The sequence below is a fragment of the Halobacillus litoralis genome (assembly GCF_009856445.1).
Lineage (GTDB): Bacteria > Bacillota > Bacilli > Bacillales > Halobacillaceae > Halobacillus > Halobacillus litoralis.
Map to the genome: position 1 here is coordinate 839,772 of NZ_WMFA01000001.1, position 12,978 is coordinate 852,749.

General features: G+C 45.4%; 13 protein-coding genes. 10 read left to right on the top strand and 3 right to left on the bottom strand.

Annotated elements, in window-relative coordinates:
• Positions 1–10 precede the first annotated feature (10 nt).
• From GLW00_RS03815 to GLW00_RS03825, 3 genes are read left to right on the top strand one after another with little or no spacing between them, the layout of a single operon-like run.
• A complete protein-coding gene (locus GLW00_RS03815) occupies positions 11–889 on the top strand; it encodes a MurR/RpiR family transcriptional regulator (protein ID WP_115893795.1) in 879 nt (292 codons plus the stop codon).
• A gap of 14 nt (positions 890–903) precedes the next feature.
• Positions 904–2,307: an FAD-binding oxidoreductase gene (locus tag GLW00_RS03820; protein ID WP_160911365.1), complete on the top strand. Its 1,404-nt coding sequence runs from the start codon at positions 904–906 to the stop codon at positions 2,305–2,307.
• A complete protein-coding gene (locus GLW00_RS03825; RefSeq protein WP_160911367.1) occupies positions 2,300–3,580 on the top strand; it encodes a (Fe-S)-binding protein in 1,281 nt (426 codons plus the stop codon). The genes GLW00_RS03820 and GLW00_RS03825 overlap by 8 nt, the downstream gene beginning before the upstream one ends.
• 143 nt (positions 3,581–3,723) lie before the next feature.
• On the opposite strand, the gene GLW00_RS03830 is transcribed toward GLW00_RS03825, so the two are convergent.
• Positions 3,724–4,674, bottom strand: a complete 951-nt coding sequence (locus tag GLW00_RS03830; RefSeq protein WP_160911369.1) for a nuclease-related domain-containing protein — start codon at positions 4,672–4,674, stop codon at positions 3,724–3,726.
• 122 nt (positions 4,675–4,796) lie between these two features.
• Here GLW00_RS03830 and GLW00_RS03835 point away from each other — a divergent pair, with 122 nt between their 5' ends.
• The 4 genes from GLW00_RS03835 (at position 4,797) to GLW00_RS03850 (ending at position 7,988) form a co-directional block, all read left to right on the top strand.
• Entirely contained in the window at positions 4,797–5,474 is a 678-nt protein-coding gene (locus GLW00_RS03835) for a response regulator transcription factor (protein ID WP_160911371.1), read from the top strand.
• Positions 5,471–6,823, top strand: a complete 1,353-nt coding sequence (locus GLW00_RS03840; RefSeq protein ID WP_160911373.1) for a sensor histidine kinase — start codon at positions 5,471–5,473, stop codon at positions 6,821–6,823. The genes GLW00_RS03835 and GLW00_RS03840 overlap by 4 nt, the downstream gene beginning before the upstream one ends.
• Positions 6,824–6,853: 30 nt before the next feature.
• Entirely contained in the window at positions 6,854–7,378 is a 525-nt protein-coding gene (locus GLW00_RS03845; RefSeq protein WP_160911375.1) for a PepSY domain-containing protein, read from the top strand.
• An 88-nt stretch (positions 7,379–7,466) separates the two neighbouring features.
• On the top strand, positions 7,467–7,988 hold the full coding sequence (locus GLW00_RS03850) for a PepSY domain-containing protein (RefSeq protein ID WP_160911376.1): 522 nt from the start codon (positions 7,467–7,469) through the stop codon (positions 7,986–7,988).
• A gap of 70 nt (positions 7,989–8,058) precedes the next feature.
• Here GLW00_RS03850 and GLW00_RS03855 read toward each other — a convergent pair whose 3' ends face one another.
• Positions 8,059–8,916, bottom strand: a complete 858-nt coding sequence (locus tag GLW00_RS03855) for a GAF domain-containing protein (RefSeq protein ID WP_160911378.1) — start codon at positions 8,914–8,916, stop codon at positions 8,059–8,061.
• 269 nt (positions 8,917–9,185) lie between these two features.
• Here GLW00_RS03855 and GLW00_RS03860 point away from each other — a divergent pair, with 269 nt between their 5' ends.
• From GLW00_RS03860 to GLW00_RS03870, 3 genes are all read left to right on the top strand, one after another.
• Positions 9,186–9,992, top strand: a complete 807-nt coding sequence (locus GLW00_RS03860; protein ID WP_160911380.1) for a glutamine ABC transporter substrate-binding protein — start codon at positions 9,186–9,188, stop codon at positions 9,990–9,992.
• A 111-nt stretch (positions 9,993–10,103) separates the two neighbouring features.
• The gene (locus tag GLW00_RS03865) at positions 10,104–10,760 is read left to right on the top strand and encodes an amino acid ABC transporter permease (protein ID WP_115822824.1); all 657 of its coding nucleotides are present in this window, start codon (positions 10,104–10,106) and stop codon (positions 10,758–10,760) included.
• Positions 10,760–11,482: an amino acid ABC transporter ATP-binding protein gene (locus tag GLW00_RS03870; protein WP_160911382.1), complete on the top strand. Its 723-nt coding sequence runs from the start codon at positions 10,760–10,762 to the stop codon at positions 11,480–11,482. The genes GLW00_RS03865 and GLW00_RS03870 overlap by 1 nt, the downstream gene beginning before the upstream one ends.
• 38 nt (positions 11,483–11,520) lie before the next feature.
• Here GLW00_RS03870 and GLW00_RS03875 read toward each other — a convergent pair whose 3' ends face one another.
• Positions 11,521–12,486: a sodium:calcium antiporter gene (locus tag GLW00_RS03875; RefSeq protein ID WP_160911384.1), complete on the bottom strand. Its 966-nt coding sequence runs from the start codon at positions 12,484–12,486 to the stop codon at positions 11,521–11,523.
• Positions 12,487–12,978 lie beyond the last annotated feature (492 nt).

The window sequence follows — 12,978 nt, forward strand, 5'->3', positions numbered from 1 at the left end:
GGTGAAACAAATGAAGAATTCTCTAACCGGCGGACTTGTCATTCTTAATGAAATGAAAGATAAGTTACCGCCTTCTGAAAAAAAGATTGCCGAATTTATACTGGATCAGCCTCATGAAGCGATCCACTGTACAGCGACACAGCTCGGTGAACTGAGCTCGACGAGCAGTGCCGCTGTCATTCGCTTATGCAAGTCTCTTGGTCTGAAAGGTTTGCAGGAATTGAAATTGAGGATCTCCGGTGATTTACAAAAGAAACCGGAGGCGCGGTACCGCGATATCCAACCGGGAGAGCCTTCCGATTCAATCGTAGAAAAAATAACAAGCAACAGTCTGCAGGCGATTCGCGAAACGACGGAAATGGTCGACTACCGGACGCTGTCGGAAGCGGTGAAGCTGTTAAATGAAGCAGGATCGATCCACTTTTTCGGTGTGGGTGCGTCCGGGATTATTGCTCAGGACGCTCAACAGAAATTTTTACGGATGAACAAACCGACCTCTGCTTTTACTGATATGCATAATGCGGCGATGAACATTGCCAACGTCACAGAAAATGATGTGGTCTTCGGCATCTCTTTTTCCGGTGAAACCTATGAAACAGCAAAAATCATGGAGATTGCAAAGAAAAAGGGAGCGCGGACCATCAGTTTAACCCGTTATGGACAGTCTCCCGTTACAGAACATGCCGATGTTTCGCTGTACATTTCTGCCTCAAGGGAGATTCCTGCTCCGTTCCGAAGTGGAGCGACATCTTCCCGTCTTGCCCAGTTACATATGATCGACATTTTGTTCGTCAATGTCGTCACCGAACAGTGGGACAAGGCTTCTGAGTACTTTCATGAAATTACCGACGTGATGGATTTGTTGAAAGGGAAGAAAACAAAGGGATAAGGAGGAATCATCGTATGGAAAAGTGGTTGGAAGAGCTGCAGTCTTTGCTTCCGGAAGGACACGTATTAACATCCTTGGCCGACCGTCACAGTTACAGTTTTGATGCTTCTTTTGGGGAACACCTGCCGGATGCTGTGGTGCAGGTGAAAGAAAAACAGGAAGTTGCTGATGTTTTGAAGCTTGCCAATCGTTATAAAGTACCGGTTCATCCGCGCGGTTCGGGCACCTGCCTGAGCGGCGGTCCCCTTCCCGTTCACGGCGGGATTGTTTTGGATATGTCTCAATATCCAGCAGTCATCAACCTTAGTCCGCGCGACTTGACGGTAAAAGTGACACCGAGTGTCTTGACCGGAAACATCAATAAAGCGGCCGAACAACACGGGCTGATGTATGCCCCGGATCCTAGCAGTGCCCATGTGGCTACGATCGGAGGTAACCTTGCCGAGAACTCCGGCGGCCCCCGCGGGTTGAAGTATGGAGTAACCAAGGACCACGTACTCGGGTTGGAAGTCGTGACGCCTGAAGGTGAAATCATTAAGACGGGTGGTCAGACGATTAAGAATGTCACAGGCATTGATCTGACGAAGCTGATTGTCGGATCGGAAGGAACGCTAGGCGTCATCGTCGGAGCTACGTTGAAGCTGATGCCGAAGCCGCCCGCTGTGCAAACGATCATGGTCGCTTTTGACGAAGTGCGAAAAGCAGGGGAAGCCATCTCCCAGACGCTGACTTCAGGAATTTTACCAGCGAAAATGGAATTTATGGATCAAGCGTGTATCGTCGCCGTCGAAAACTTTCAGCCGGTCGGTCTGCCTGTCGATGCCGCTGCTGTCATCATCATTGAACTCGATGGACATCCGGAAACGCTGCGTGTGGAGCGGGGTCTGATCGAGGAGATTATGGAAGATATGGGCGCTAAGGAAATCATCATTCCGAAAAGTGATGAGGAAGCGGCTAAGCTCTGGCATGCGCGCAAGCAAGTGTCACCTGCGATTGCGAAGATTAAGCCGACGAAAGTCTCCGAAGACGCGACCGTTCCAAGAAGCAAAATCCCGGACTTTATGGACCGGTTAGAACTCATCAAAGAGAAGTACGGCCTCGACGTCGTCGCTTTTGGTCATGCGGGAGACGGCAATCTGCACCCGAATATTTTGTGTGACAAGCGGAATGTGGAAGAGATGAAGCTTGTTGAAAAAGCGGTGGAGGACATGTTCCAGGCGGCCCTTGATCTCGGTGGCACGCTATCCGGTGAGCACGGGATCGGTACGATGAAGGCCCCGTTCATGGAGCTTGAACTCGGAGAAGTCGGACTGGATATGATGAAGCGCATCAAAGACAGCTGGGACCCAAACGGCATCTTGAACCCGGGCAAAGTTTTTCCTGAAAAAGGACAGAAGTTGGTGCTGCACCATGACTAGTTCACTGAAGGAACGATTGAACTATGACAAAACGTTCGACTGTGTCCAGTGCGGCTACTGTCTTCCGGCCTGTCCAACGTATGAAACGATGGAAAAAGAGACCCATTCGCCGAGAGGGCGGATCAATCTCGTGAGGATGGTGGCGGAAGGGAAAGCTTCTGTTGAGGATTTAAAGGAGCCAATTGAGAAGTGTCTTGGCTGCATGGCGTGTACGACGGTGTGTCCAACGAACGTCCAGTATGGAGAAATCTTTGAAGGAGCGAAACGGGTGATTGATGAAGAGAGGCCGCGCGGGATCGTGGAGGATTTCTTGTTCCAGTCATTCTTTCCTTCTTCGAAGTGGATGAATACGTTGGGAAATGCCACTTGGCTTTATCAGAAGAGCGGTTTGCAGAAGGTATCCCAACGCTTTGGTTTGACGAAAAGAGCGCCGCTTCATATTCACGAATTCGAAGCGGCTTTACCGAACATGCCTGCGCCGAGTAATCGCCGTCGGGAGCGAGTGGATCGTTACGTGCGTAAGCGGCCGGCTGTGGCGAAGATCGGATTTTTTAAAGGATGCGTAATGGACAGCGTCTTTTTTGAAACGAATCAAAATACCGTCGAGCTTTTGCTTCGGAGTGGAGCGGAAGTTGTTTTTCCAGAAGCCCAGACGTGCTGTGGGGCTCTTCACGCGCATACAGGCAAAGTGGATCAGTCGGTGGAACTTGCGAAGCAGAATATTGAAGCTTTTGAAGAAGAAGGCTTTGATTATATCGTGAACAATGCCGGTGGCTGTGGTGCACGGTTGGTCGAGTATGCGCATTTGTTTGAAGAGGGAACAGAGTGGTACGAGCGTGCGGAACGGTTTGTTGAACGAGTGCGTGATATTTCTGAAGTGCTGGTTGAGATGGACGGGCTTGTTTTTGAAAAAGAATTGTCGAGGACTGTTACCTATCAACCTTCCTGTCATTTACGCAACGTACAGAAGGTGACGAGTGAACCGCTGGATCTAATTCGCCGCATTCCTGGGGTGGAATTGCGCGAGTTGGATCGGCCGGAGTTTTGCTGCGGATCGGCTGGGGTTTATAATATCACAAACTATGAAGATGCAATGGATATTCTGGACGTGAAAATGCAGGATGTGTGTGGTACCGGTGCTGGTGGTGTGGTGACATCCAATCCTGGTTGTCAGCTTCAGATGAAGCTTGGGGTAGAGCGTGAAGGATTGGGTATGGAAGCTGTGCATTTGGTAGATTTACTGATGGAGGCTGATCCTGGGCCGAAGTGGTAAGGCGATCTCGTGATGAGGTCGTCTTTTTTGTTTGGTTATCGGTTGGTTTGGCTATTTTATCAGTGGCTTTGGAGGATTTATCGGCGGGTTTTAGTGTTTTATCGGTGACTTTAGAGCATTTATCAGTCGGTTATGCTTATTTATCAGTATCTTAAAAAATAGACTCTAGACTTTTTGGTACCTTCATACCTCAAACACACTTTTTTGAGTATCCTTTGAGCGACTGTCGGGGATTCAATGAAAAGAAAATCTCTTATGCTTTTATTTGTAATCTTAGGGCCGTACAACAAACAGTAATCTCGTAAAGCAGGGTGATGAGCTTCCTTATCCTTTTGCCCGCACCAAGAGCATATCCATTTACCATAATTCCAAACCATCCCTAAACGGTTACAATTCGTACAGAATACGCCATTTCTAATCTCTAAATTTTTAATAGAAAAGTCTTTCATATAATCATAATTGCGGGGTGAATCGGATTCTAAGATTTCTTTACTGATCCTATCAGTTAGAGAAGCCGAAAGTCTTTCACCTGTATGATTATTTTGAATAACTTCCACCTTTTCCGGAAGAGCTTCCGTACGGATAACAATATCGAGAGAAGGGTCATCTGTGTTTATCGAAGTTCCAGGATGACTGTTGGCCACGAGGCAGTAAATAGGTATGTCGGGAAAACTTTTTAAATGAAGCCATTGCTGCAACTGTCTTCGATGCCTCCTCACTTGAAGGACAGGATCAGAAAATGTTTGTGGTCCTTCATCCCATGTTCTGGAGAGGAAGTTGAACCTTTGGTTATAAAACAACTCTCCTCCAATGTTCTTCGCTTCAACAATCAATATCCATTGACTCGTTAAAATCAGGCAATCGATTTGAAAGTAATGGGTGCCGTCATAGAGACGCAGGTGATGGAAGATGTGGTAGTGTTCGGGGATATAGGTGAGAGGGAAGTTGAGGGCGAGTTCTCCTTTGTGACCGGAGAGGCGGGTTTTGAGGTGTTCTTTGACTTTTGGCACTTGGGCGTGGGTTTCAGGGAGCCGCCGTTCTATGGCTTGCAGTTGTTCGATGTCTCGGGGAAATGTTCGCTGCTTAATGATCATGGCATTCGTCCTTTTTATTTTTAATCATACGATAAAAGGTGTTCACTAGCCTAGCAAATATTTCAACTCCTAAGACCTTCGTATGCTAGAATGAATGCAACAAAACAAATGAGGGATGAGCATTGAGTAAACCACATATTTTAGTCGTTGAAGATGAAACAAAAATCGCTCGTGTACTAGAGTTGGAACTCGAATTTGAAGGTTATCAAGTGACGAAAGCTCATGATGGTATGGAAGGATTACGTCTTTATCGCGAACAAGAATGGGACTTGCTTCTTCTTGATATTATGCTTCCTGGCTTAAGCGGCACGGATCTCCTCAAAAGGATCCGTTCTGGTGATGGGGATACCCCGGTCATTATGCTGACAGCGAAGGATGCTGTGAGTGATAAGGTGACAGGGCTGGATCTTGGGGCGAATGATTATGTAACGAAGCCTTTTGAGATTGAGGAGCTGCTTGCAAGGATACGAGCAGCTTTACGGACAAAGTCTGACCAACAAGTCATGAGCATGGAAGATTTGACCGTGAACGTAGGTACTCATGAAGTGCACCGGGGTGGACATTCCATAGAGTTGACGGCCAAGGAGTTCTCGCTTCTTGTCTATTTAATGAAAAATAAGCGGCAAGTGCTGAACCGTGAACAGCTCTTAGAAGGGGTATGGGGGTTTGACTATTACGGAGATACGAATATCGTTGATGTGTATATCCGTTATTTGCGAAACAAACTGGATAAAGGATACGAGACGAAGCTGATTCATACCGTCAGAGGAGTCGGCTACGTCTTGAAGGATCCACGATGAAGCTTGGGAATCGGATTCAAGTTTACACCACAGGTCTGTTTATTCTTCTTCTAGTGCTGATCAGTGCAGCCGTTTATTTCTCTTTCAGTAAAATTGTTTACGATAGTGATGTGGACCAAACCAGAATGGAAGCAGAGCGGATTGTGACGGGCGTTAATGAGCGTTCTGATGCCCTGTCCACAGACGTTCTGAGAGCGTATGTTCCTGCCAATGGCATGATCCGGCTGGTCCTTCCTGATGGAACTTCGGAGGTCAGCTTGACGGGAGGGAGCCAGGAGAACCTCATTGAACAAGCGTATCCATATGAAGCAGGGGAAAAAACGGAGGTTCGTAGGTACGAAGGTGTTCCTTATGCTTTTGTATCTATCCCGATCATATGGACGAATGGTGAGGTCGTCTCTTTTCAGTTGACGAGAAGTTTGGAGGCGACGGCACAGAATTTAAATATTCTTAGAATTGTGCTTATGAGCGTCGCTCTTCTTGCGATGATCCCATTTTTCCTGTCTTCCAGACTTTTAAGCCGGTTAATTGTTCATCCGATCCGCTCATTGATTCAGACGATGCAGCAAATCAGAGGCAGTGGCCAGTTTAAACATATTCCTTATGAAAGGGAGTCTAAAGATGAGTTAGCTCAAATGGCCCATACGTTCAACAAGATGATGGTGCAGCTCGAAGAAAACTATCAGAAGCAGGAGCAGTTTGTTTCCAATGCTTCTCATGAGTTGAAGACTCCTTTAACGGTCATTGAGTCTTATGCAAGCCTTTTAAAGAGAAGAGGCACACAGGATGAGGAACTTTTTCAAGAATCTGTGGAAGCCATTCATTCAGAGGCGAAGCGAATGCGTGGACTTACGGAACAGCTGCTTCTCCTTGCAAGAAAAGAGGAACACTGGGATGTTCAGTTTGAGTCCGTTGACTTGCCTTATCTACTACAGACCTCCGTCTCTTCTTTTGAAAAAGCTTATCAGCGAAAAGTTGATCTTTTCTGCCCGCAAGGAATTTATATAACCACCGATGAACAGAAATTGAAGCAGCTGCTTTATATTTTTATGGATAATGCTCGAAAGTACAGTGTAGATCCGATCGAGGTGAACGTAGAGAGTAAAGACGATCACGTGGTTATCCTTGTCATTGACAGGGGAATGGGGATGTCGCAAAAAGATCTTGAAAAAGTCTTTGATCGCTTTTACCAAGTGGAGGAATCGAGGACCGAAGGATATGGATTAGGTCTTTCGCTGGCTGAAGAGTTGGCTCATGTTCTCAAGGCTGACATTCAACTTTCCAGTGAGAAAGGGAAAGGGACCACGGCCACGATTCTTATGCCACTCTCAGAGGGTTCTCATTTTTAGAGAGTAGGATGATACGAAGGAGGGAGTTTTATGGCTAACCGTTTTAAGGTGTTGATTTCCATAGGTTTGCTCACTCTCTTGATTATCCTCGGTTGGCAGTGGGTTCACCAGAGCTTAAGTGCTGAGCCATTATCAGAGTCAGATGTTCGTGAAAAAATACAAACCCAATACAATGGTGAAATTACGGATGTCACTTCGATGGAAGATCATTACTTGGCAACGATAGCATTGGACGAAGGTGTTTATGAAGTGGTTGTTATAAAAACGGATGGCCGGATTTCTGAAATTAGGCCGCTTGAAAGTTTCAAAGACAACGATTCACCTTCACCACCGGAAGATAAGTCTGAGAGCGCGCAAACCGAGCCGATTACTGAAGAAAAGGCAAAGGCTGTGGCCCTGAATGAAATTGAGGGGGAAGTGGATGATATCGATTTTGAATCAGAAGAAGATTCAGCCTTTTACCTCGTAGAAGTTGAGCGATCGGGTGGAGCGGAAGCCACGGTCCAAGTCCATGCCCTTACAGGTGAAATCATGTCCGTCACATGGGACGATTGACTTCTCATCAAATTCTCATTTTCCTCTTTCTTTGTTCTCATCTCTGGTGGATATAGTCATAGTAGAACAACAAAGAGGAGGAAATAAAATGAAGAAAAAATGGTTGATCGGCGGTATTGCGAGTATTGTTGTATTGGGCGGCGGAGCTTTCGGTGTGAGTGCTGTCTCCGGAGATGATCAGTTTTCTGAAAGTGAAGTAGAGATTTCCCAAAAAGAAGCAGAAACTACCGCTAAAAAAGAAGTAGATGGTTTGACGATTGATAAAGTAGAAAAAGATAAAGAAGACGGTGTATCCGTCTATGAGTTTGAAGGCCAGACAGAAGATGGCAAAGAGGCAGAAGTGGAAGTGGACGCAAACACAGGAGAAGTCTTACAAGTAGAGCGTGGCGATGACGATTCCAATGAAACGTCAGCTGAAGATATGAAAGTTACAGAAGAAGAAGCTGAGAAAGCTGCTAAAGAGGAAGCTTCGGGCAGTGAAATGAAAAATATGGAAATCGAAGATGGGCACTACGAGTTTGAATTTCAAGATGATTCCTTTGAATACGAAATCACGGTTGATGGTCAAACAGGGGAAGTCACCGATTCTCAAAAAGAAAAGTTGAAATAAACAATAAAAAGCTCCGCCAACAGATGGTGGAGCTTTTCTTATGAAAACTTTTATAGAATGAAGAAAAAGATTAACGACTTTCCACTAATTGAAAACCGATCGTAGAAAGAGCTGTCTTTAAATTAGAAACCGTTTTAGGTTTGTGTGGGGACAGTACATTCGTTTCTATTTCTTTATGAGCAACTTCCGGAGTAATCCCTGTTAAAATCGTATTGATCCCCATTACTTGCAAGGCGTGAATGAGCTTAGGCAGCATTTCGGAGAAAAATTGATCGCGCACTACTAAACCGGATAGATCTAATACAAAATGATCAATATCCTGCTCTTTTCCGTATAAAAGGACGTCCCGCATCAGTTTGTCCGCACGTTCTTCATCCACGATCCCCTGGATAGGGACGACGGATACACCTTCTGTGATTGGTATGATCGGCACATTCATTAATCTCATGTTGTAGTGGGTTTGATCAAGGTCAATCATATGAGAAAGTACAGCTGCAATCGTTTGTAGAAATTCTATGTCTTCATCGGTGAATTGTTTTTCTTCTTTGTCCATCACACAGAGGGTTCCGAACACATTCCCTCGTAAATCTTTTAATGTGACACCGAGGTACCCTTTAACTTCCAGTTGGGCTGAGGCTTTCATTTCGTTAGTGAGTGGGTCGTCCATTAAGTTGGTTGTTCTAAGTACATGGTTTTGATCATTTATAATGAGGCGGCAGTGGCTTTCCTCGTAGTCAATAGTAAACCCTTCAGGGACGATTTCCTCTTTCTTATTTAAGGAACTCAGTACGGTCATCGCGTTCTTACCTCTCATCGTTACATAAGCGGTCTGGACATTTAACCTTTGGGTCACCACATCAAACATTTTCTGAGCGGCTGACTTTAAAGAATAATATCCTTCTGAGTCCATGAGATGTTCTTCAGACATGAAAAACCTTCCTTTTCACAAAATTAGGAGCTTTACCCTATTATACCCTATTTCCCTTTGAATCTGAGGTTAATCCTATTTTTTAAGAAAAATGAGTCATAATCGCGAGTTAATTGGTGAAAAACAATGAAATTTTGAGCAATCGATAGGAAAGTTGAATAGAATAGCAGATTTCAGCTGAAAAGACCTTCAAAAGAATTATTCAGAAAATTTGCAAGAGTAGTAAAATTTGAGATAATAGAGGCCATAGAATAAAAGGGGGAAAATGGATGAAAGCGAAATGGTACTTATTCATTATGGTCATGTCTTTAACTCTGTTTCTTGCTGCCTGTGGCAGTGATAGTGAGACAGGCTCATCAGGAGACTCCGGTGATTCAGGTGGAGAAACTTACACGGTGGCAACGGATAATAACTTTGTCCCATTTGAGTTTATGAACGAAGAAACGGGAGAAATGGAAGGCTTTGATATTGATTTGATCAAGGCGATTGCTGATGAAGCAGGATTCAATATTGAGATCGAATCGATGAAGTTTGACGGTGTTGTTGCTGGTATGCAGTCCGGCCGCTATGACATCGGAATTGCTGGTATGACAATTACGGATGAGCGTAAAGAAACCATCGATTTTTCTGATCCTTATTATGATGCTGGTCTGATGCTTGCGGTCAGCGCAGATAATGATGAAATTGAATCCGAAGATGATCTTGCAGGTAAGAAAGTGGGGACTCGTTCTGGTACGACAAGTGAAACGTATATCAGAGAAAACCACCCGGATGCCGAATTGATTACTTTCCCTGGAATCGTTGAAGCTTATATGGACCTTGAGTCTGGTCGTTTGGATGCGGTGATGTATGACGTTCCTAACGTCCAGTACTATGTAGCCAATGATTCTGAAGGATTAAAAACAGCGGGAGACATTTTGCAGGGGGAGCAGTATGGTATTGCTTTTCCTAAGGATTCTGAACTTTTAAGTGATGTGAACGAAGCGTTAAAGACATTGATTGATAATGGTACGTACGATGATATCTACGAAGAATGGTTCGGTGAGCGTAAATACGGCACAGAATCTTCCGAGTAATAAAGCAGCTGATCATAAAAGCGTAGCAAGTGATTGGCTTGTTACGCTTTTTGAATTGAATACTTGGCATGAACCCACACACCATTCATAATACAAGGAGCGAATACATATATGGAGTTCATTACAGAATCGCACTATTTTCGTGTCATGCCTTTTTTGCTTGAAGGATTGGTATGGACACTACTCATCACCTTTGTTGGATTGATTTTTGGATTTGTGCTCGGGGCGGTCTTTGGCTTTGCGCGACTGTCGAAAAACAAGATCATATACGGACTTGCAACGGTCTATGTAGAAGCGGTCCGCGGTACCCCGATTCTTGCTCAAATTTTGTTTATCTATTTTGGTCTGTCCGACCTGACCGGAATCAACATTGATAAAATTACGGCCTCCATCATAGCGATTGCCATTAATGCCGGTGCTTACATAGCGGAAATCGTAAGGGGAGCGGTTTACTCGATTGATAAAGGACAGGAAGAGGCTGGGCGCTCCATCGGTCTCACACGTAATCAGACGATGCGGTACATTATCTGGCCACAGGCGTTCAGAAGGATGATTCCGCCGCTTGGAAACCAATTTGTCATCAGCTTGAAGGATACCTCGCTTTTCTCCGTCATTGCTGTAGGGGAATTGCTTTATATGGGACAACAGTATTACGGAATGACGTTCCAGGCCTTCCAGGCACTGACGATGGTTTGTGTGATGTACTTGATCATCACGGTACCGACAGCGGTGTACTTGAGACGAGTTGAAAGGAGACTGGATGTGTAATGATTACCGTCAAAGATTTGCATAAATCATTCGGTTCCAACGAAGTGTTGAAAGGAATCAATGCAGAAATCAAAGAAAAAGAAGTGGTCTGTGTGATCGGGCCCTCAGGTTCCGGTAAAAGTACTTTTTTACGGTGTTTGAACCTGCTTGAGGAAGTCACCTCCGGAGAGGTCATCATTCAGGGAGACAATTTGACTGACCCTAAAATCAATATCAATGATGTCCGCTCCCGTGTCGGAATGGTGTTCCAGCACTTTAACCTTTTCCCGCACAAAACCGTGCTTGATAACATTACGATCGGTCCAATCAAAGTGAAGAAAATGAAGAAAGCAGAAGCTGAAAAAGTGGCCCGCCCGCTTCTTGAGAAAGTCGGCCTGAGTGACAAAGCGGACGCTTACCCGGAAAGCCTTTCCGGCGGTCAGAAACAACGTGTAGCCATCGCTCGTTCGCTAGCGATGGAACCAAGCATCATGTTGTTTGATGAGCCCACCTCCGCGCTAGACCCTGAACTTGTCGGGGACGTGCTTGCGGTTATGAAGGAATTAGCGCAGGAAGGGATGACGATGGTGGTCGTCACCCACGAGATGGGATTTGCCCGCGAAGTCGGCGACCGGGTTCTGTTTATGGATGAAGGGATCATCATGGAAGAGGATGTACCTGATAATATTTTCGGGAATCCACAAAATCCTAGAACACAGGAGTTCTTAAGTAAAGTATTATAGAGAAAATCCGCAGACATTGAAGTCTGCGGATTTTTTAATTAGAAAAGGAAGTAAGAAGAGACGAAGTACGTCACTACGATAAGGAGAGAAGGAGCGGCATAGCGCGTGAAGCTCTCCACATTTTTCCTTACCATCATGAAGATCGTCAGCACCATCATGCCAATGAATAAAAGGGCAATCGGGAGGTTGCTGCCTGATGTCGCATTCAGGATCGGGCCTTTTTGATAGAAAAGGTCTGTGATGGCAAGAAGCTGCAGGTTAAACAAGTTACTCCCTAAAATCGAGCCTACCGCCATATCGTAATTTCCCATCTTGAATGCCACAAGAACGGTGACGAGTTCAGGCAGAGAGGTGGAAGCAGCAATCAAGAAGCTTCCAACAAAGCTTGAGCTCATTCCCGTTTGCTGGGCCAGTTGATCCCCGGATATCGAAAGCGCACTTCCGGCAGCGAAAACGACAATAGCGCTGATGGCAAAACCGATGCTTGCCCCTTTTAAGGAAACCGTTTTGCCAGTGGCTGCTGCTTCGTCCATCTCTTCTGCTTCATCATTTTCGAAAAATCGGACGGTCAGGATATACAAGCCGACGAGAATGAACATTTCGATTCCTATATTAAAAAGCGAGAGTGTTGAACCCATCAATAGCGAGAAAACAACAACCAGCGTAAAGATAATCCCTGCAATGGCAGAAGGGAGGTGATGCTTTGGCACGATGCTGTTGAACATTTTCTGTTTGCGATACATAAGATCAACCGCTGCCAGAATCAATACATTAAATACGTTACTACCAAGCATATTCCCTACGGCAATGTCCGGGTTGTCGATATATACGGCCGTTAAACTCGTAGTCAATTCCGGTAAGGATGTAGCCCCCGCTATAAGGAAGGTTCCCACAACAGCTCCGCTCAATTTCGATTTTTGACTGATGACATCTCCATAACGGTTCAGCTGTACGGCAGCGAGTACGACCACAACGGCTGAGATGGCGAAAATTAAAAAGTTCATTGTATTCCTCCTTGATTTTGAGCCAATAAAAAAAGACCTTGGCCCTAGTTTCGTTCAGGCCAAGGTCTTGCGTACTATGGTCATAGTTTGGTGAACCGAGTGTCTGCACACTGAAATGACGATTCACCAACCGCATTATACGGTCGCTACTCCCCTTGTTACTATTAATATAGCTAATTCCTGTGAAAACGTCAATAAAATAGTCTCTTACCTATGACAATGATCTTCAACTATATGGCAGGTTTCTTGAAGACTCATTTTCGAGACGTTTGTTGAGTGGATGGGGGGCTGCGGGGAATGACTCGCTTTCCGCGGGAGCGCGGTGAGCCTCCTCGGACTGCGTCCTGTGGGGTCTCACCAAGCACTTTTTTCCCGCAGGAGTCTCGCCATTCCCCTTCGCCCCTTAACCAAGTATGGCTCTCGAAACCACTACTTTAAAATCAGCTTGTATGGATATGAGAAGTGAATGATTTAAACTCTACCTCGTTGACG

Excerpts from the sequence above, each read along its gene's own strand:
- GLW00_RS03830 (WP_160911369.1), bottom strand. The coding sequence starts at position 4,674 with ATGATCATTAAGCAGCGAACATTTCCCCGAGACATCGAACAACTGCAA.
- GLW00_RS03820 (WP_160911365.1), top strand. The coding sequence starts at position 904 with ATGGAAAAGTGGTTGGAAGAGCTGCAGTCTTTGCTTCCGGAAGGACAC.
- GLW00_RS03865 (WP_115822824.1), top strand. The coding sequence starts at position 10,104 with ATGGAGTTCATTACAGAATCGCACTATTTTCGTGTCATGCCTTTTTTG.
- GLW00_RS03850 (WP_160911376.1), top strand. The coding sequence starts at position 7,467 with ATGAAGAAAAAATGGTTGATCGGCGGTATTGCGAGTATTGTTGTATTG.
- GLW00_RS03870 (WP_160911382.1), top strand. The coding sequence starts at position 10,760 with ATGATTACCGTCAAAGATTTGCATAAATCATTCGGTTCCAACGAAGTG.
- GLW00_RS03845 (WP_160911375.1), top strand. The coding sequence starts at position 6,854 with ATGGCTAACCGTTTTAAGGTGTTGATTTCCATAGGTTTGCTCACTCTC.
- GLW00_RS03855 (WP_160911378.1), bottom strand. The coding sequence starts at position 8,916 with ATGTCTGAAGAACATCTCATGGACTCAGAAGGATATTATTCTTTAAAG.
- GLW00_RS03825 (WP_160911367.1), top strand. The coding sequence starts at position 2,300 with ATGACTAGTTCACTGAAGGAACGATTGAACTATGACAAAACGTTCGAC.
- GLW00_RS03875 (WP_160911384.1), bottom strand. The coding sequence starts at position 12,486 with ATGAACTTTTTAATTTTCGCCATCTCAGCCGTTGTGGTCGTACTCGCT.
- GLW00_RS03840 (WP_160911373.1), top strand. The coding sequence starts at position 5,471 with ATGAAGCTTGGGAATCGGATTCAAGTTTACACCACAGGTCTGTTTATT.
- GLW00_RS03860 (WP_160911380.1), top strand. The coding sequence starts at position 9,186 with ATGAAAGCGAAATGGTACTTATTCATTATGGTCATGTCTTTAACTCTG.
- GLW00_RS03815 (WP_115893795.1), top strand. The coding sequence starts at position 11 with ATGAAGAATTCTCTAACCGGCGGACTTGTCATTCTTAATGAAATGAAA.